The sequence below is a fragment of the Nocardia tengchongensis genome (assembly GCF_054781395.1).
Window position 1 is genome coordinate 13,990 of sequence record NZ_BAAGUM010000017.1, and the last position, 17,459, is coordinate 31,448.

General features: G+C 69.2%; 16 protein-coding genes. 11 read left to right on the forward strand and 5 right to left on the reverse strand.

Translation table 11 applies throughout. From position 1 onward, the window contains the following. Positions 1–56: 56 nt before the first annotated feature. Entirely contained in the window at positions 57–2,630 is a 2,574-nt protein-coding gene (glgP, locus tag ACYVKL_RS31190; protein ID WP_379167875.1) for an alpha-glucan family phosphorylase, read from the forward strand. 9 nt (positions 2,631–2,639) lie between these two features. On the opposite strand, the gene ACYVKL_RS31195 is transcribed toward glgP, so the two are convergent. Next, a complete protein-coding gene (locus ACYVKL_RS31195; protein WP_379167872.1) occupies positions 2,640–4,694 on the reverse strand; it encodes an AMP-binding protein in 2,055 nt (684 codons plus the stop codon). Positions 4,695–4,963: 269 nt separating this feature from the next. Here ACYVKL_RS31195 and ACYVKL_RS31200 point away from each other — a divergent pair, with 269 nt between their 5' ends. Next, the gene (locus ACYVKL_RS31200) at positions 4,964–6,331 is read left to right on the forward strand and encodes an NCS2 family permease (protein ID WP_379167869.1); all 1,368 of its coding nucleotides are present in this window, start codon (positions 4,964–4,966) and stop codon (positions 6,329–6,331) included. 140 nt (positions 6,332–6,471) lie between these two features. After that, on the forward strand, positions 6,472–6,978 hold the full coding sequence (locus ACYVKL_RS31205) for a DoxX family protein (protein WP_213557716.1): 507 nt from the start codon (positions 6,472–6,474) through the stop codon (positions 6,976–6,978). Positions 6,979–7,136: 158 nt separating this feature from the next. On the opposite strand, the gene ACYVKL_RS31210 is transcribed toward ACYVKL_RS31205, so the two are convergent. The 4 genes from ACYVKL_RS31210 to ACYVKL_RS31225 form a co-directional block, all read right to left on the reverse strand. After that, positions 7,137–9,182 (reverse strand): ATP-dependent DNA helicase, encoded by a 2,046-nt coding sequence (locus tag ACYVKL_RS31210; protein ID WP_379167867.1) that lies wholly within the window; start codon positions 9,180–9,182, stop codon positions 7,137–7,139. A 206-nt stretch (positions 9,183–9,388) separates the two neighbouring features. Continuing rightward, on the reverse strand, positions 9,389–9,958 hold the full coding sequence (locus ACYVKL_RS31215; protein WP_379167865.1) for an isochorismatase family protein: 570 nt from the start codon (positions 9,956–9,958) through the stop codon (positions 9,389–9,391). 147 nt (positions 9,959–10,105) lie between these two features. After that, on the reverse strand, positions 10,106–10,240 hold the full coding sequence (locus ACYVKL_RS31220; RefSeq protein WP_379167863.1) for a hypothetical protein: 135 nt from the start codon (positions 10,238–10,240) through the stop codon (positions 10,106–10,108). Between the two features lie 17 nt (positions 10,241–10,257). After that, positions 10,258–11,568 (reverse strand): nicotinate phosphoribosyltransferase, encoded by a 1,311-nt coding sequence (locus tag ACYVKL_RS31225; protein WP_379167959.1) that lies wholly within the window; start codon positions 11,566–11,568, stop codon positions 10,258–10,260. A 268-nt stretch (positions 11,569–11,836) separates the two neighbouring features. Between ACYVKL_RS31225 and clpS the strand changes: the two genes are divergently transcribed. The 8 genes from clpS (at position 11,837) to ACYVKL_RS31265 (ending at position 17,401) form a co-directional block, all read left to right on the forward strand. Next, positions 11,837–12,163, forward strand: coding sequence for an ATP-dependent Clp protease adapter ClpS (gene clpS / locus ACYVKL_RS31230; RefSeq protein WP_213557713.1), 327 nt, complete (start codon positions 11,837–11,839; stop codon positions 12,161–12,163). A 22-nt stretch (positions 12,164–12,185) separates the two neighbouring features. After that, complete coding sequence (aosR, locus tag ACYVKL_RS31235) at positions 12,186–12,755, forward strand: oxidative stress transcriptional regulator AosR (RefSeq protein WP_357195725.1); 570 nt, start codon at positions 12,186–12,188, stop codon at positions 12,753–12,755. Between the two features lie 181 nt (positions 12,756–12,936). Continuing rightward, positions 12,937–13,998 carry a P1 family peptidase gene (locus tag ACYVKL_RS31240; protein ID WP_379167861.1) on the forward strand — a complete coding sequence of 354 codons (1,062 nt, stop codon included), beginning with the start codon at positions 12,937–12,939 and terminating at the stop codon, positions 13,996–13,998. A 107-nt stretch (positions 13,999–14,105) separates the two neighbouring features. Then, positions 14,106–14,525, forward strand: coding sequence for a M67 family metallopeptidase (locus ACYVKL_RS31245; RefSeq protein WP_213557711.1), 420 nt, complete (start codon positions 14,106–14,108; stop codon positions 14,523–14,525). Between the two features lie 30 nt (positions 14,526–14,555). Beyond that, positions 14,556–14,834 carry a MoaD/ThiS family protein gene (locus ACYVKL_RS31250; protein ID WP_379167859.1) on the forward strand — a complete coding sequence of 93 codons (279 nt, stop codon included), beginning with the start codon at positions 14,556–14,558 and terminating at the stop codon, positions 14,832–14,834. 2 nt (positions 14,835–14,836) lie between these two features. Continuing rightward, positions 14,837–15,799: a PLP-dependent cysteine synthase family protein gene (locus tag ACYVKL_RS31255; RefSeq protein WP_357192462.1), complete on the forward strand. Its 963-nt coding sequence runs from the start codon at positions 14,837–14,839 to the stop codon at positions 15,797–15,799. Positions 15,800–15,898: 99 nt separating this feature from the next. After that, a complete protein-coding gene (locus ACYVKL_RS31260) occupies positions 15,899–16,561 on the forward strand; it encodes a rhomboid family intramembrane serine protease (RefSeq protein WP_379167957.1) in 663 nt (220 codons plus the stop codon). A 75-nt stretch (positions 16,562–16,636) separates the two neighbouring features. Then, positions 16,637–17,401 carry a cyclic nucleotide-degrading phosphodiesterase gene (locus ACYVKL_RS31265; RefSeq protein WP_213557707.1) on the forward strand — a complete coding sequence of 255 codons (765 nt, stop codon included), beginning with the start codon at positions 16,637–16,639 and terminating at the stop codon, positions 17,399–17,401. Positions 17,402–17,459 lie beyond the last annotated feature (58 nt).

The following is a 17,459-nucleotide window of genomic DNA, read 5'->3' on the forward strand; positions in this document are numbered from 1 at the left end:
CGAGACCTCGGGGCCGCGAACCCGCCCGGGGCGAAGCGCAGGGCAGAATAAGCACCGTGAAGGCATTGCGTCGATTCACCGTTCGCGCCCATTTGCCGGAACGGTTGTCAGCTCTCACCGAGTTGGCGACCAATCTGCGCTGGTCATGGCATGGGCCCACGCAGGATGTGTTCGCGGAGCTCGATCCCCGCCTGTGGGTGGAGGTCGGGAACGATCCGGTGCGGATGCTGGGCGAGGTGCCCGCCGCGCGGCTCGACGAGCTGGCGAGTGACGAGGCTTACACCCGGCGCGTGGACGCGGCCGCCGCGGACCTGCGCGACTACCTGGCCCGCCCCAGCTGGTTCCAGAAGCAGCAGCGCGGTCCGCGCGGGATCGCCTACTTCTCCATGGAGTTCGGCGTCACCGAGGTGCTGCCCAACTATTCGGGCGGGCTCGGGATCCTGGCGGGCGACCACCTCAAGGCCGCCTCCGATCTGGGCCTGCCCCTCATCGGCGTCGGATTGCTGTACCGCTCCGGCTATTTCCGGCAGTCGCTGACCGCCGACGGCTGGCAGGCCGAGCACTACCCGGCACTGGACCCGATGGGCCTGCCGCTGCGGCTGCTCACCGACGGCGACTCGGGCGCGCCGGTGCTCATCCACGTGGCCATGCCCGAGGGCCGGGTGCTGCGCGCCCGGGTGTGGATCGCCCAGGTGGGGCGGATTCCGCTGCTGCTCTTGGACTCCGACATCGCCGAGAACGATCCCGAACTGCGCGCGGTCACCGACCGGCTCTACGGCGGCGACCAGGACCACCGCATCAAACAGGAGATCCTGGCCGGGATCGGCGGGGTGCGCGCCGTGCGCGCCTACACCCGCGCCAACGGCCTGCCCGACCCCGACGTCTTCCACATGAACGAGGGCCACGCCGGTTTCCTCGGCATCGAGCGCATCCGTGAATTCATGGTCACCGGAATGGATTTCGACACCGCGCTGACCGCGGTCCGGGCCGGCACCGTGTTCACCACCCACACCCCGGTCCCCGCCGGCATCGACCGGTTCGCGAGCGCGCTGGTGCGCCGCTACTTCGGCGGCGCGCACGGCGAACGGGAATCCCCGGTGCTGCCCGGTGTTTCGGTGGACCGCATTCTGGCGATGGGCCGCGAAGCCGATCCGTCGGTGTTCAACATGGCTCACCTGGGGTTGCGACTCGCCCAGCGCGCCAACGGCGTGTCGAAATTGCACGGCGAGGTCAGCCGCGCCATGTTCGCGCCGCTGTGGCCGGGCTTCGACACCGCCGAGGTGCCGATCGGCTCCATCACCAACGGCGTGCACGCCCCCACCTGGGCCGCCCGCGAATGGATCGACAAGGCCCGCGAGCTGATCGGCGACGAACTCGTCGAGGAGGCCCGCGGCTGGGAACGCCTCTGCGATGTGGACCTGCGGGAACTGTGGTCCACCCGGAACACGCTGCGCGGCGTCCTGGTCGACGAGGTGCGCCGCCGGTTGCGGGCCTCCTGGCTGGAGCGCGGCGCCGCCAATGCCGAACTCGGCTGGATCGACGAGGCTTTCGACCCGCGCGTGCTGACGGTCGGCTTCGCCCGCCGCGTCCCCACCTACAAGCGCCTCACCCTGATGCTGCGCGACCCGGACCGGCTGCGCGCCATGCTGCTCGACCCCGAGCGTCCGGTGCAGCTGGTGGTGGCCGGCAAATCCCACCCCGCGGACGAGGGCGGCAAGGCCCTCATCCAGCAGATCGTCCGGTTCGCCGACGATCCGGCCGTGCGCCACCGCATCGTCTTCCTGCCCGACTACGACATCTCCATGGCCCGCTACCTGTACTGGGGCTGCGACGTCTGGCTCAACAACCCGCTGCGCCCGCTCGAGGCGTGCGGCACCTCCGGCATGAAGTCCGCCCTCAACGGCGGCCTCAACCTGTCCATCAAGGACGGCTGGTGGGACGAGATGTGCGACGGCGAGAACGGCTGGTCCATCCCCACCGCCGACGGCGTCCGCGACGAGCACCGCCGCGACGACCTGGAGGCGTCGGCGCTCTACGAACTGCTGGAACGCGCGGTGCTGCCGCGCTTCTACGACCGCGACCACGACGACCTGCCGGTGCGCTGGATGGAGATGGTCCGCCACACCCTGCGGACGCTGGGCCCGAAGGTGCTGGCCTCCCGCATGGTCCGCGACTACGCGGTCGACTACTACGCGCCCGCCGCCGCGGCCTTCGGCGCGGTGTCGGCCGACGACTTCAAGGGCGCCCAGGACCTGTCGCTTTACCGCCGCCGCGTCGAATCCGCTTGGCCCACCGTGAAAGTCCTGCAGGTGGACAGCGGCGGCCTGGCGGACATCCCGGTGATCGGCGCGGAACTGGACCTGCGGGCCCGCATCGACCTCGGCGGCCTGGCGCCCACGGACGTGAGCGTGCAGGCGGTGCTGGGGCGGGTCTCACCGACCGACGACCTCACCGACGTCCACACCTTCACCATGCGGCATGACGGAAACGACGCCGGTGCGGACGTTTTCACCATTCGCACGCCGGTGCCGATCTCGGGCGCGGTCGGCTACACCATCCGCATCCTGCCGCACCATCCGCTGCTGGCCTCCGACGCGGAACTGGGTTTGATCGCCACACCCAGCCCGTGACGCCGGTGATCAGGCGGGCGCGATCAGCGTCCGCTTGAGGATCTTCCCGGTCTGGTTGCGCGGCAACGCCTCCAGGAAGGTGACGTCGCGCGGGACCGAGAAGCGGCTGACCCGGTGCCGGATGTAGTTGCGGACCATGTCGGAGTCCAGGCCCGAACCGGGCCGCCGCACCACGAAAGCCGCCAGCCGCTGGCCGAATTCGTGGTCGGGCACGCCCACCACCGCCACCTCGCTCACCTGCGGCAGGTGCGAGAGCGCCTCCTCGACCGCGCGGGGGAAGACGTTCTCGCCGCCGGAGATGATCATCTCGTCGTCGCGCCCGGCCACGAACAGCTTGCCCGAGGCGTCGAGGTAGCCGATATCGCCGGTGTCGAGCATGCCGTCGGCCTCGTCGGGCGGGGTGGCATCGGTGTAGCCGTCGAAGAGCATGTGATTGCCGACGAAGATGCGGCCGGTCGCGCCCACCGGCACCGGCCGCCGATCCGGGCCCAGCACAGCGAGTTTCGTGCCCAGCGGCGGCCGGCCCGCGGTGGTGGGGGATACCCGCAGGTCGGCGGAGTCGGCGATGGACGCCCACGACACCTCGGTGGAGCCGTACACGTTGTAGAGGATCTCGCCGAAGGTCTCGAGGAACCGCAGCACCGTGGCACCGTCCAGTGGGGCGCCGCAGCTGGCCACGATGCGCAGGCTCGACAGGTCGTAGCGGTCGCGAACATGGCTGGGCAGGTCCAGGATTCGATTCACCATGATCGGCACCACGACCAGCGCGGTCACCTTGTGCTCGGCTACTCGGCGCAGGCAGTCCTCGGCGTCGAAATGGTCGCCGAGCAGCACTGTCGCGCGCACGGCCGTGGACATCTGCAACGCCCCCAGCCCCCAGGTGTGGAACAGCGGAGCCGGTATGAACATGGTCTCGTTGGTGCCGAACGGGATTCGCGACAGCAGCGCGGCCACCGTCCCGAAACCCTTGGGGTGCGGTCGCCGCGCGCCCTTGGGCGTCCCGCTGGTCCCGGAGGTGAGCACCACCAGCCGGCCCGGCCGCGGCGTCTTGCGCGGCGGATCCTGCCGCATCGCGATCAGGTCCTCGATGGTGGTGCGGCCCGGATCCGGTGGGGCGTCGTCACTGGTGAAGCGGGCCACGCCGGCGGGCAGATGATGCAGCAGCGGCTCGAACTCGCTGTCGGCGAACACCGCCGCGAGCCGGTGCCGCTGCACGATCTCCTCGATCTGGCACGCGGGCAGGCCGGTATTGAGCAGCACCGCGTCCGCGCCCGACTTCCCGGCCGCCACCATGCACTCGACCATGCCGGTGTGGTTGCGGCACAACAGCCCCACGGAGGTCCCGGGACCGAAACCCAGGGCGGTGAAGGCTCCCGCGAGAGCATTGCTGCGCGCGTGCAATTGGTCGAAGGTGCTCGAATACCGGTCGTCCACCACGGCCGCCCGCTGCGGCGAGTGCGCGGCCGCCGCCGCGTAGCCGCCGCCCAGGCTGAAACCCCACTTGGCCAGGCCGCCGATCTGGCGCAGACCCACATCGGGGCGGTAGGTGCGCACCACCCCGGAGCTCACCATTTGCCGGACCACCCCGGCCCCCAGCTTCATTCGCGAATCCTCGGCATTGACGATCAGCGCGGTCGGCGCGCCCTGGATCAGGTCGGCGACCCGCCTCAGCCCGTCCAGCGTCCAGGCCACCACCGCCGAATTGGGCAGCCGCGTCAGCAGCGGATGCACCGGGGCGGCCTTGAAGTAGGTGACGTAGACGCGGGTGCGCTCGGTGTCGCCGTGCAGCCGCACCGTCGCGAAGCTGCCGTGTTCGGGGCAGTGCAGCTCGAATCCCTCACCCGGGCGGGTGATGTGCAGTTGGACGCGGACCACCCGGGTTTCGACGCCATTGCCACCGACTCGCATATTCAGCGTCGGGTGCGCATCGACGGTGTCGAGCGGCTCGCACTGACCGATTCCGGGAAATAGCCGGGGGTAGGTCTGTGGCTCGATCAGGACGTCCCAGATTGCTTGGCGGTCGATCGCGAAGTCCGCGACCGCGTCGATGACATCGGTTACCACTGGCGTACAACTTCTGCCTGGCCGGTTCCCCTGATCAACCCCGGCGGATTACGTATTTGTAACGTCCCAGACAATGGGGGTCAAGGTTCTCCAATTACCGGCCGGTAATTAGTTTATTTGCGGATCAATTGCGCTGGTGACGACCGGAAACCAACGCTCTGGCAGGTGGGATTGCCCACAATTCGCCGGGGCGGTGAGGGAACCGACCTGTCGGACCAACTAGCGTGACGGCCAGCCTCTGTCTTCCGGCCGACTGGAGATCCCCACCTATGACCACCGACGTCCTCACGCGCACCAAGGGACGCGTCGACCGGTACTTCGGCATCAGCGAACACGGTTCCACCCTCAAGCGCGAGCTGATGGCCGGCACCGTCACCTTCCTGGCCATGTCCTATGTGCTCGCGGTCAACCCGCGCATCCTCGGTGACGGACCCGGCGGCGATCTGCACGACAAGGGCATGCCCGTCCAGGCCGTCTTCACCGCCACCGCCGTGGCCGCCATCTTCGGCACCCTGGTCATGGGCCTGTGGGCCAAGTATCCGGTCGCGCTCGCGCCGGGCATGGGCCTCAACGCCTTCTTCGCCTACACCGTCGTGCTGCACATGGGCATCCCGTGGCAGGAGGCCCTGTCGGGCACCTTCCTGTCCGGTGTCATCTTCTTCATCCTGGCCGTGACCAAGGTGCGCGAGAAGATCATCGAAGCCATCCCCATGCAGATGAAACTCGCGGTCGGCGCGGGCATCGGCATGTTCGTGGCCTTCCTGGGCCTCAAGAGCGCCGGGATCGTCACCTCCGACCCGAACACCTTCGTGCACCTGGGCAACTTCCACCACGGCACCACCCTGCTGGCGCTGTTCGGCTTGGTCGCGACGGTCGTCTTCCTGGTGCTCGGCTGGCACGGCGCGGTGCTGTACGGCATCCTCGCCACCACCGTGCTCGGTATGGTGACCGGTCTGGTGAAGCTGCCGGACTCGGTGGCCGCGCTGCCGCACGGACTCGATCAGACCTTCGGCCAGGCCATCATCCACCTGCCGGGCGCGTTCACCGGGCAGATGGTGGTGGTCGTGCTGACCATGCTGTTCGTCGACTTCTTCGACGCCTCCGGCACTTTGATCGGCGTGGCCAACCAGGCCGGGCTGCTCGGCAAGGACGGCAAGCTGGAACGCGCCGGGCAGGCGCTGGCCGCCGACTCGGTCGGCACCGCCGCGGGCGCGGTGATCGGCACCTCGAGCACCACCGCCTACGTCGAATCCACAGCGGGCGTCTCGGCGGGCGGGCGCACCGGCCTGACCGCGGTCGCCACCGCCGGCTGGTTCCTGATCGCGCTGTTCTTCTTCCCGATCTTCGCCGTGTTCGCCGACGTCTCGGCGGTGACCGCGCCGGCGCTGATCGTGGTCGGCGTGCTGATGGCCCGGGCGCTGGGCGAGATCGAGTGGAACAAGCTGGAATACGCGGTCCCGGCCTTCATCACCGTGATCATGATGCCGCTGACCTACTCCATCGCCAACGGCATCGCCATGGGCCTGCTGTTCTACCCGATCGTCATGGTGGCGAAACGGCGTGCGCGCGAGGTGCATCCGATCATGTGGGTGCTGATGGCGGTGTTCCTCTACTACTTCTGGTTCCTGGCCAAGTAGGGCGACAGCGAAATTTTCGGGCGCGAGGCGGAATAGCCTCGCGCCCGCTCTCGTTGGGGACCTGCTGTAGGCTCCGAAACGGACCATGGTCCGGATAGCATGCCGGAGTAGCGTAGAGAACCGAAAGACGAGGACCCGCAATGACCGCAACCGTGAACGCCACCACCTCCAAGGCCCCGACCGGCACCGATATCGGCCTCGCCATCGTGCGGGTGAGCGTCGGCGGCCTGCTGGCGGTGCACGGCAGTCAGAAGCTGTTCGGCTGGTTCAACGGCTACGGCCTGGACGCCACCGCGGGCGCGTTCGCGCACATGGGCTACGACCCGGGCAAGTTCTTCGCCACCCTGGCCGGGCTGAGCGAGGTGGTCGGTGGTCTGCTGCTGGCGCTGGGCCTGCTGACGCCGCTGGCCGCGGCCATCGTGCTGGGCACCATGATCAATGCGGTGAACGTCGCCCGGAGCGGCGGCTTCGCGATGTGGGAGCTGCCCGCGGTCTACGCGCTCGTGGCGGTCGCCTTCGCCTTCGCGGGGCCGGGTCGCCTCTCGCTCGACGCGGGCCGTCCGTGGCAGCGTCAGGGGCTGGCCTGGAGCGCCGGCGCGATCGCGCTGGGCGTGGTGGCCGCACTCGTCACCCTTGCGGTGAAGTAGTGACCGGTAAAGGAAGTTTCGGGTCCCCGCGCCGCGTGCAGGGCTTGGCGCGGGGACTATGACACATCCGATGTGGGAATTGGGGGTTCACCGGCGTATCGAAATCCAATTTACTTCTGACCGGAAGTAGGAGCTACTCCTGTGAGCGTTCTCACAGGTCATTTCAATTGTGCGACACTATTTGTCAGTCGTTCGAGAGCTTTTGTCACAACTTGGGGATCGGATGTTTCCCAATACGGTGGTAAAGATGCTCGCAGATAACCGCCATAGCGTGCTGTCGCGAGTCGTGAATCGAGAATTGCGATTACGCCGCGATCGTCCACACTGCGCAGCAGCCGGCCGGTGCCCTGCGCCAGCAGCAGCGCCGCGTGATTGGCCGCGATCGACAGAAAACCATTGCCACCACGCGATTCCACCGCGCGCTGGCGGGCCACCAGCAGCGGGTCGTCCGGGCGCGGGAACGGAATGCGGTCCAGGATCACCAGACTCAGTGACGGCCCCGGGACATCCACGCCCTGCCACAGCGAAAGGGTCCCGAAGAGCGAGGTTTCCGGGTCCTCGGCGAATTTCCGGACCAGTGCGCCGGTCGCGTCGTCGCCCTGACACAACACCGGGGTATCGAGGCGCTCACGCAGAATCTCGGTGGCGGCCTTGGCCGCTCGCATGGACGAGAAAAGTCCGAGGGTCCGACCACCCGCCGCGCGAATGAGCCGCTCGATCTCGTCCAGATACGACTGCGGCAGCCCGTCCCGGCCCGGCGCGGGCAGATGCTTTGCCACATACAGGATTCCGGCCTTGGCGTGATCGAAGGGCGAACCCACGTCCACCGAATTCCAGCGCAGCGATTTCTCGTCCGACGGGGCCTCGGCGCCATTGGCCAGCGCCGGATCCACGGTGGCCGACGACTGCGGCGGCAGCCCCCAGGTCACCGCCAGATTGTCGAAGGAGCCGCCGATCTGCAGGGTCGCCGAGGCCAGCACCACGGTGGCGGTGCCGAACAGGCGGCTGCGCAGCAGCCCGCCCACCGACAGCGGGGCCATCTGCAGGGTGCGGCGCGCCACCCCGCGGATCTCGTCCGACGACAGCCAGATGACATCGCGGTGCGCGGCCGGATCGGTCTCCTCGAAGGTGGTCAGCACGCGGACCGCCGCGTCGTGCACCTCCTCCACCGCGGCCAGCGCCTGATTGCGGGCCGCCGCCGACTCCGGGTCGGCGGCCTGGCCGCCCTGCGGGGCCAGCGCGGTACGCGCGTTCCAGGCGGCGTCGCGGATCAGCGCCAGCACCGGGGCCGCGCCGTCGGGCATCCGGTCCCAGCGGCCGGGCTGCAGGTCGTCGAGCAGGCCGTGCCAGGCCTCGGCCGCGCCTTCGAGGCGATCCACCTCCTGCTCGTCGATCAGCTTGGAGCAGCGCTTGGCCGCGGCGCTGATGCCGCCGGTGGACAGTTCCGCGGTGGCCACGCCGGTCACCCGGTCGACCAGTTCGTGCGCCTCGTCGATCACGACCACGTCGTGTTCGGGGAGCACCTGGATGCCGCTGATGGCGTCGATGGCCAGCAGGGCGTGATTGGTGACCACCACGTCGGCCTGCGCGGATTCGGCGCGCGCTTTCTCCGCGAAGCAGTCCTGGCCGAACGCGCACCGCGACTTGCCCACGCACTCGCGCGAACTGACGCTCACCTGCCGCCACGCGCGATCGGTCACGCCCGGGGTCAGTTCGTCCCGGTCGCCGTTCTCGGTATCGGAGACCCAGTCGTTGAGCCGCTGCACCTCGCGGCCGAGCTTGGAGATGGCGAACGCGTCGAACAGCTCCGCCTCCGGCTCCTCCGGAATCGCGCTATTGATCTTGTTCAGGCACAGATAGTTGTTGCGCCCCTTGAGAATCGCGAACTGCGGCACCCGCCCCAGATCGCTCGCCAGCGCATCGGCCAGCCGCGGCAGATCCCGATCCACCAGCTGCCGTTGCAACGCGATGGTCGCGGTGGACACCACCACGGTCCGCCCGGTCCGCACCGCATGCCGCAGACTCGGCACCAGATACGCGAGCGACTTCCCGGTACCCGTCCCCGCCTGCACCGCCAGATGCTCGCCGGTATCGATGGCATGCGCGACGGCCGCGGCCATCGTCTGCTGCCCCTTACGTTCCTTACCCCCCAACGCCTGCACAGCGGTGGCCAATAGTTTCGGAACAGCAGGCAGTTCGGGCACGGCGGCCAGATTACTGCGCCCGGCCGACAACCCTCGCGCAAACCTCGCCGTGCCACTTCCCGAGGACCGATTTCCGCCGATCCAGCTGGGGATCGAGCGCGCGTCGCCGGGCGGTAAGGCTCAGCTGCGGTCGTGGCGGCTATCGGCCCTCGCGCCCCGATGGCGGCCCGATCGGGGCGGAGCGTGAGGCCGCCGGGCGCGCGAAGTCAGCTCTCCATGGTTCCCGCGAGCTCGACGCCCGCGGCGCGGAGCGTGTCGAGGGCGGTGGCCAGGGTGGTGGGGGAGACGGCGGCGGTGAGGCCGAGGAGGACGCGGGTGTCGAAGCCCGCGGCGCGGGCGTCCAGGGCGGTGGCGCGGACGCAGTGGTCGGTGGCGATGCCGCAGACGTCGACGGCGGCGATGCCGCGGTCGCGCAGCCAGGTGGTCAGGGTGGTGGCGCCGTCGGTCGCGGCGCCCTCGAAGCCGGAGTACGCGGCGGTGTAGGCGCCCTTGGAGAAGATCTCCTGGACCGAAGCGGTGTCGAGGGCGGGGTGGAAGTCCGCGCCCGGGGTGCCGACGCGGCAGTGCGGGGGCCAGGTGTCGACGTAGTCGGGCTGCGCGGAGAAGTGCGCGCCCGGGTCGATGTGGAAGTCGCGGGTGGCGACGATCGCGTCGTAGTCGGAGACGCCCAGGTATTCGGTGATGCGTTCGGCCACGGCCGCGCCGCCGGCCACGGCCAGCGAACCGCCCTCGCAGAAGTCGTTCTGGACGTCGACGACGATCAGGGCTCGGCTCATGGACTGCCTCCGGGGGCCTGGGTGAACCACAGCGGTTCGGGTCTCGTATTGCATTGTGCCGCTCGGTCGTCGGCCGGTCCACGCGGTCCGGGTCGAGTCGGGAAATTCTATGAGACGCGCTGTTGTCACCGCGGTACTGCTGTTCTGCTATTTCGTGCTCGCCTCGGTCGGGCTGGGGCTGGTCGACGGCACGGTGCGGGCGCACGGGGTGCTGTATCCGGCGTTGCACTCGGCGCCGTTCGCGGTCGCGGCGGCGGTGGCCATCGCGGTGCTGCTCGACATCCAGCGCAGACGGCGGGTCAGCTCTGGAAGGTCGTCGGAATCGCCGGTTCGCCCGCCGACAGCTTCAGACCCTCCCACGGAAGACTGATCAGGCCCTTCGCCACCAGCTCCCGGCTCTGCGTCAGGGTCGGCTGATCGTCCAGCACCTTGCCGTCGCGAACCAGCGGGACCTGGAGGTCGCGGACTTCGAAGCGGTCGGACTCGGGGCGGTCCGCGGCAGCCGGGTAGACGATTTCCTCGACCACGGTGCCGGTGCTGCGGGAGAGCCGCACGGCGCTCTTGGTGCCGCCGCGAGACTCCTTGTGGGAGCTGCGTTTCGCCACCGGCACGCGCTCCACCTCGACCAGCTTGTAGACCATGCCCGCGGTCGGCGCTCCGGAACCGGTGACCAGCGAGGTGCCGACGCCGTACACGTCGACGGGTTCGGCGCGCAGCGAGGCGATGGCGTATTCGTCCAGGTCACCGGACACCACGATGCGGGTGCGGACCGCGCCCAGGGCGTCGAGCTGCTCGCGCACCTGCCGGGCCAGCACGCCCAGGTCACCGGAATCGATGCGCACCCCGCCCAATTCGGGCCCGGCCACCTCGATCGCGGTGGCCACGCCGCGGGTGATGTCGAAGGTGTCGACCAGCAGCGTGGTGCCCACGCCGAGGGCCTCGACCTGGCTGCGGAAGGCCGCGGCCTCGTGGGCGCCGTCGCTGCCGCTGTGCAGCAGGGTGAAGGCGTGCGCGCTGGTGCCGGCGCTGGGCACCCCGAAGCTGCGGGCCGCTTCCAGGTTGGAAGTGGCGTCGAAGCCGGCCAGGTAGGCGGCGCGGGCGCTGGCGGGGGCGGCGAGTTCGTGGGTGCGGCGGGAACCCATTTCGATCATGCGGCGGCCGCCGGCGGCGCTCACCATGCGGGCGGCCGCGGCGGCGATGGCGCTGTCGTGGTTGTAGATGGACAGGATGAGGGTTTCCAGCAGGACGCATTCGGCGAAGGTGCCGCGCACGGTGAGGATGGGGGAGCCGGGGAAGTAGAGCTCGCCCTCGCGGTACCCGTCGATGCGGCCGCCGAAGCGGTAGTCGCGCAACCAGTTCAGGGTGCGGTCGTCGAGGAATTTCGCGGCGACCGCGAGTTCGGGCTCGCCGAAACGGAATTCGTTCAGCGCCGCCAGCAAACGCCCGGTCCCCGCGACAACGCCGTATCGGCGACCGTTGGGCAACCTGCGGGCGAACACTTCGAACGTGCACTGCCGCTGTGCCGAATCGTCGGCCAGCGCCGCGGCCAGCATGGTGAGTTCGTACTGGTCGGTCAGCAAGGCCGTACTGGTCAGTCCGTCAGCGATCATCACCTGGCCCACTCTAGGGCGCAGAAGCTGCCCAGCGATTGTCTGACCACCTCGCAGTTCGCGGCCCGCCTCGTTCTGGACTGCGGCTTGATAGACCTCCGCCTTGGAGCGGGGGAGCGAAGCGGAGGAGCGGAGGAGGGAAGAACGAGGTAACAGGGCCGCGAACCCGCCCGGAGCGAAGCGGAGGGCATCGGACACCGCTGTTGTTTCGTCGGCGTCGAGTCGTACCCTGGTTGTTATGGGTCTGTGTGAACAAGACGTTGTCGAGATGACTGCCGGTACGGCGGGCGTCGGCGCGACACTGTCGGCGACACAGGCGACACCGGAGGCCGTTGAATACACCGAGATTCTGGAAGCAGAGGATCGGCCGTGGGTCACAGTCGTGTGGGACGATCCGGTCAACCTCATGCACTACGTGACCTACATTTTCCAGAAGCTCTTCGGCTACAGCAAAGGTAAGGCAACCGAGCTGATGCTGAAGGTTCACAACGACGGCAAGGCCGTGGTGTCCGCCGGCTCGCGCGACAAGATGGAGCACGACGTCCAACGGCTACACGCCGCCGGGCTGTGGGCCACCATGCAACGTGACGACTGAACAAGGCGACTACGGTGATCCCGTGCGGAAGTGGAGCAGAAAGAACTCCCTGGGCGGGCTGAAGCTGCGTTCGGAAATGGACGCCCACGAGGCGGACGTGCTGCGTTCCCTGGTCGGGGCGGTGACCGGATTGCTGACCGATCGGGCCGGTTCGGCGCCCGAGGACGAGCTGGCGGCCCTGACCGGGTTACAGCTGGGCAACTCCACCCCGCCGGCCGACCCGCGACTCGCCCGGCTGCTGCCCGATTTCCACCGGCCGGAACCCGGTTCCCCCGACGCCGAGCGCGCCGACCTCAACAGCGCCCTGCGCAGCCTGCACGAGCCGGAGATCATCGAATCCAAGGTGGCGGCCGGCCGGGTGATCCTGGACACCCTGCCGCCGCACGGCGGCCGCATCGTGATCAACCCGGAGCAGGCCGACGCCTGGCTCAACGCGCTCAACGACGTCCGGCTGGCACTGGGCACGGCCCTCGACATCGACGCCGACACGCCCGAGCATTTCCCGGATGACGACCCGCGCGGCCCGAGCCTGGAGGTCTACCACTGGCTCACCTGGATGCAGGACTCGCTGATCCAGGCGCTCGCGCCCTAGCGGCACCCCGAACACGTCGAACAAGCGAAAGTAATTGAGCACAGTGTGGTTCGGGGCGCGTCTCGTTCTGGACTGAGTGGAGCGGGGGAGCGAAGCGGGGGAGCGGAGGGAGGGAAGAACGAGACCTCCAGCGCCCCGAACCCGCCCGGAGCGAAGCGCAGGGCACATTGGAGGAGCTGTCGTGAACAGTACTGCGGGACCACGTAATTCGATCACTGACGTCGGCGGGGTGCTGGTCGGCCACCACCACGTCCTGGACCCGAACGCCACCCTCGGCGCGGGCGCGGCGACCGGCTGCACGGTGGTGCGCGTGCCGGGCGGCGCGGTCGCCTCGGTGGATGTGCGCGGCGGCGGGCCGGGCACCCGGGAGACCGACCTGCTGGATCCGGGAAACACCGTGCGGCAGGCGAACGCGATCCTGCTGACCGGCGGCAGCGCCTACGGGCTGGCCGCGGCGGATGGCGTCATGCGCTGGCTGGAGGAGCATCGGGAGGGGATTCCGATGGATCCGGCCGACCCGTCGCGGGTGGTGCCGATCGTGCCGGGCGCGGTGATCTTCGATCTGCCGGTGGGCGCGTGGGACATTCGGCCCGGTGCGGACGCCGGATTCCTGGCCGCCGACGCCGCGGGCCCGGAGTTCGCGCGGGGCAGCGCCGGTGCGGGCGTGGGCGCCCGGGCGGGCTCGATCAAGGGCGGAATCGGTACCGCCAGTGTGCGTTTCGCCGACGGCCCGGCCGCGGGCATCACGGTGGGCGCGGTGATCGTGGCCAATCCGGTCGGCTCGGTCTTCGATCCGCGCACCGGGTTCCCGTGGGGCGCGGGCACCGACGGCCCCGAATTCTTCGGCCTGCGCGCCCCCACGGAGGCGCAGTTGACGGCCGCGAACGCGCTGGCGGTGAAGGGCACCGTGCTCAACACAACGATCGGCGTGGTCGCCACCGACGCCGCCCTGGATCCGGCGGCCTGCCGCCGCTTGGCCGCCACCGCGCACGACGGCCTGGCCCGGGCGATCCGGCCCGCGCATTCCCCGCTGGACGGCGACACCCTGTTCGCGCTGGCCACCGGTACCGCCGAGCAGCAGCCGAATTTCCCGCTGCCTCCGGCGTTTCCCGCGGATCTGCTGATCCTGGACCAGTTGTGCACGGCGGCCGCGGTCTGTGTGGAGCGGGCGATCGTGGACGCCATCCTGTCCGCGACGGCGGTGGCGGGCATCCCGTCCTACCGCGACCTGTTCGGCGGGTAGCGCTCGGGTTGCGTGGGCGGTGCGGGAATACCCGCATATTCTCACCTGTTGACGGGAGCGTTTCGGCCGTTCGGCCGGGGCTTCGGCGTGGACGGAAGGACGCGATCGTGCTGGTGATCAGGGCCGACCTGGTGGAGGCGATGGTCGCCCATGCGCGCGCCGACCACCCCGACGAGGCCTGCGGCATTCTCGCGGGCCCCGAGGGCGCGGATCGGCCGGAGCGTTTCGTGCCCATGGTCAATGCCGCGCGCTCGCCCACCTTCTACGAGTTCGATTCCGACGAGCACCTGCGGTTGTGGCGGGAGCTGGACGCGGCCGACGAGGAGCCGGTGGTGATCTACCACTCGCACACCGCGACCGAGGCCTACCCGAGCCGCACCGACGTGTCCTTCGCGTCCGAACCGAACGCCCACTACGTGCTGATCTCCACCCGCGATCCACAGGTGCACGACCTGCGCAGCTACCGGATCCTCGACGGTGTCGTCACCGAGGAGCCGGTCGAGATCGTCGCCGCCTACCCCGCCTAGCCGCCCACCCGAGAAAGAGGAGTCCCCCCGATGCCGGTCACCGTGTCCATTCCGACCATCATGCGCCCGATCACCAAGGGCGAGAAGCGAGTTCAGGCCCAGGGTGCGACCCTGGCGGCGGTCATCGCCGACCTGGACGCCAATTACCCGGGCCTGGCGGGCAAGTTGCTCGAGGACGGCAAGCTCAAGCGCTACGTCAATATCTACGTCGACGACGAGGACGTGCGTTTCACCGGCGGCTTGGAGGCCGAAGTGTCGGCCGACGGCACCGTCACCATCCTTCCGGCGGTCGCCGGCGGCGCGCGCTAGCCGTGGCGCGCTACGAGTCGCTGATCGCGACACTGGGCAACACTCCGCTGGTGGGTCTGCAGAACCTGTCTCCGAAGTGGGACGGCGACGACCATGTACGGCTGTGGGCCAAGCTGGAGGACCGCAATCCGACCGGTTCCATCAAGGATCGCCCGGCCCTGCGCATGATCGAGCAGGCCGAGGCCGACGGGCGGCTCACGCCCGGCTGCACGATCCTCGAGCCCACCAGCGGCAATACCGGCATCTCGCTGGCCATGGCGGCCAAGCTCAAGGGCTATCGCCTGGTGTGTGTGATGCCGGAGAACACCTCGGTGGAGCGGCGGCAGTTGCTCACCATGTTCGGCGCGGAGATCATCGACTCCCCGGCCGCGGGCGGCTCGAATCAGGCCGTGGCGCTGGCCAAGCAGATCGCGGCCGAGAATCCGGACTGGGTGATGCTCTACCAGTACGGCAATCCGGCCAACGCGCTCGCGCACTACGAGACCACCGGCCCGGAGATCCTCGCCGATCTGCCCGAGATCACGCATTTCGTGGCGGGGCTGGGCACTACGGGCACGCTCATGGGCACCGGCCGTTTCCTGCGCGAGAAGGTGCCCGGCATCGATATCGTCGCCGCCGAGCCCCGCTACGGCGAACTGGTCTACGGGCTGCGCAATCTGGACGAGGGCTTCGTGCCCGAGCTGTACGACGAGTCGGTGCTGACCTCCCGTTTCTCGGTCGGCCCGTACGATGCGGTCCGCCGCACCCGCGAATTGGTGCTGGAGGAGGGCATTTTCGCGGGCATCTCGTCGGGCGCGATCCTGCATGCCGCGCTCGGTGTCGCCAAGAAGGCCCAGAAGGCCGGGCAGCGTGCCGATATCGCGTTCGTGGTCGCCGACGGCGGCTGGAAGTACCTGTCCACCGGCGCCTACGACGGCACTCTCGAAGAGGCGGAGGAGCGGCTCGACGGCCAGCTCTGGGCCTGATCCGGCGGTACGCTCGGGGCAGGAGGTCTTGCCATGAGCACTGGTGGCGGCATGGGCGCGTCGTTCGATCCGGATCGGATCGCACGGCTGCGGGAGCAGATGGCCAAGCCCGCGGGTGGTGGGATCGTCTCGAACGGCGGCGATTCCCGCCCGGGCGGTCCGGGTGCTCTGAAGTTGCTGTGGCAGCGTGCCATTGCGATGACGCTGGGTTTCACGGCATTGCTGTACGGCGTGGAAGGGGTGGACAGCCTCAGCGGCGGCCGGCTCGAGCAGGCCGGTGTGAGGCCGCGCAGCGGTGAGGGTCTGACCGGCATCCTGTTCGCGCCTGTGTTGCATGCCAATTGGGGTCACCTGTTCGCGAACACGCTGCCGGTGATCGTGCTCGGCCTGCTCACGCTGCTGACCGGGATCGGGCGCGGGCTGGCGGCCACGGCGTTGATCTGGGTGATCGGCGGGCTCGGGGTGTGGTTGACGGCGGCGCCGCACACGGTGTCGGTGGGTGCGTCGGGGCTGGTGTTCGGCTGGCTCACCTATCTGATCTGCTGGGGCTGGTTCGCGCGAAATGTGGTGCAGATCGCGGTCGGTCTGGGGGTGCTGGTGGTCTACGGGTCGATCTTGTGGGGCGTGCTGCCGACCAACCCGGAAATCTCTTGGCAAGGACATCTTTTCGGGGCGATAGGTGGAGTGGTTGCCGGGTGGGTACTCTCTGCTCATGAACGTCGTCATCGTCGCGGGGCTGACGCCGGCCGTCTCGCGTCGTAGGGGTGACGCTGGTCGCGGTCGGCGATTTGGGGGATCCCTCCTTTGAGTGAGAATGCAGCGTGGCAGCATGGGGGAATGCGCCTCACCGTCCTCGGGTGCTCGGGCAGCGTGTCCGGCCCGGATTCCCCGGCGTCGGGTTACTTGCTGACCGGCCCGGATATGACACCGACCGTCATCGATTTCGGACCCGGCGTGCTCGGTGCGCTGCAGCGGCACCTGGATCCGGGTGAGGTCGACATCTTCCTCACCCATCTGCACGCCGATCACTGCCTGGATTTGCCGGGTCTGCTGGTGTGGCGTCGCTACCACCCGAACCCGCCCTCGGGGAAGGCCGTCGTCTACGGCCCGGCCGACACCTCGCTGCGGATCGGCAACGCCTCCGCCGAGATCGGCGGCGAGACCGACGACTGGTCCGATGTCATCGACATGCGGCCCTGGCAGGCGAGCACGCCGATCCCGTTCGGCACCGGCCACACTGTCGAGGCCCGGCGCATGTTCCACCCGCCGGAGTCCTACGGCCTGCGCATCACCACCGCGGCCGGCAAGACCCTGGTCTACACCGGCGACACCGCCCTGTGTGACGAGGTCTTCGAGTTGGCCAGCGGCGCAGACGTTCTGCTCTCCGAGGCGTCCTGGACCCACGACCCGGCCAACCGCCCGCCGGGCATCCACCTCTCCGGCCACGAGGCGGGCCTGATCGCCGCCCGCGCGGGCGTCGGCGAACTGCTGCTCACCCACATCCCGCCGTGGACGTCCCGCGAGGACGTCATCGCCGAGGCGAAGGCAGTCTTCTCGGGCCCCGTCCACGCCGTGTCCCCCGGCGAAGCTTTCGATATCTGACGCGCTTCCCCGCCTCCCCGGGACTTCAGCGGGCGGCTGACGTTCCGTCGACGGTTCT

What these genes read in the sequence shown, in the direction of transcription:
- ACYVKL_RS31250 (WP_379167859.1), top strand. Translation starts at nt 14,556, where the DNA reads ATGCCGGTCACCGTGTCCATTCCGACCATCATGCGCCCGATCACCAAG.
- ACYVKL_RS31260 (WP_379167957.1), top strand. Translation starts at nt 15,899, where the DNA reads ATGGCCAAGCCCGCGGGTGGTGGGATCGTCTCGAACGGCGGCGATTCC.
- ACYVKL_RS31220 (WP_379167863.1), bottom strand. Translation starts at nt 10,240, where the DNA reads ATGTCGAGCAGCACCGCGATGGCCACCGCCGCCGCGACCGCGAACGGC.
- ACYVKL_RS31225 (WP_379167959.1), bottom strand. Translation starts at nt 11,568, where the DNA reads ATGATCGCTGACGGACTGACCAGTACGGCCTTGCTGACCGACCAGTAC.
- ACYVKL_RS31200 (WP_379167869.1), top strand. Translation starts at nt 4,964, where the DNA reads ATGACCACCGACGTCCTCACGCGCACCAAGGGACGCGTCGACCGGTAC.
- ACYVKL_RS31265 (WP_213557707.1), top strand. Translation starts at nt 16,637, where the DNA reads ATGCGCCTCACCGTCCTCGGGTGCTCGGGCAGCGTGTCCGGCCCGGAT.
- clpS (WP_213557713.1), top strand. Translation starts at nt 11,837, where the DNA reads ATGACTGCCGGTACGGCGGGCGTCGGCGCGACACTGTCGGCGACACAG.
- ACYVKL_RS31215 (WP_379167865.1), bottom strand. Translation starts at nt 9,958, where the DNA reads ATGAGCCGAGCCCTGATCGTCGTCGACGTCCAGAACGACTTCTGCGAG.
- ACYVKL_RS31205 (WP_213557716.1), top strand. Translation starts at nt 6,472, where the DNA reads ATGACCGCAACCGTGAACGCCACCACCTCCAAGGCCCCGACCGGCACC.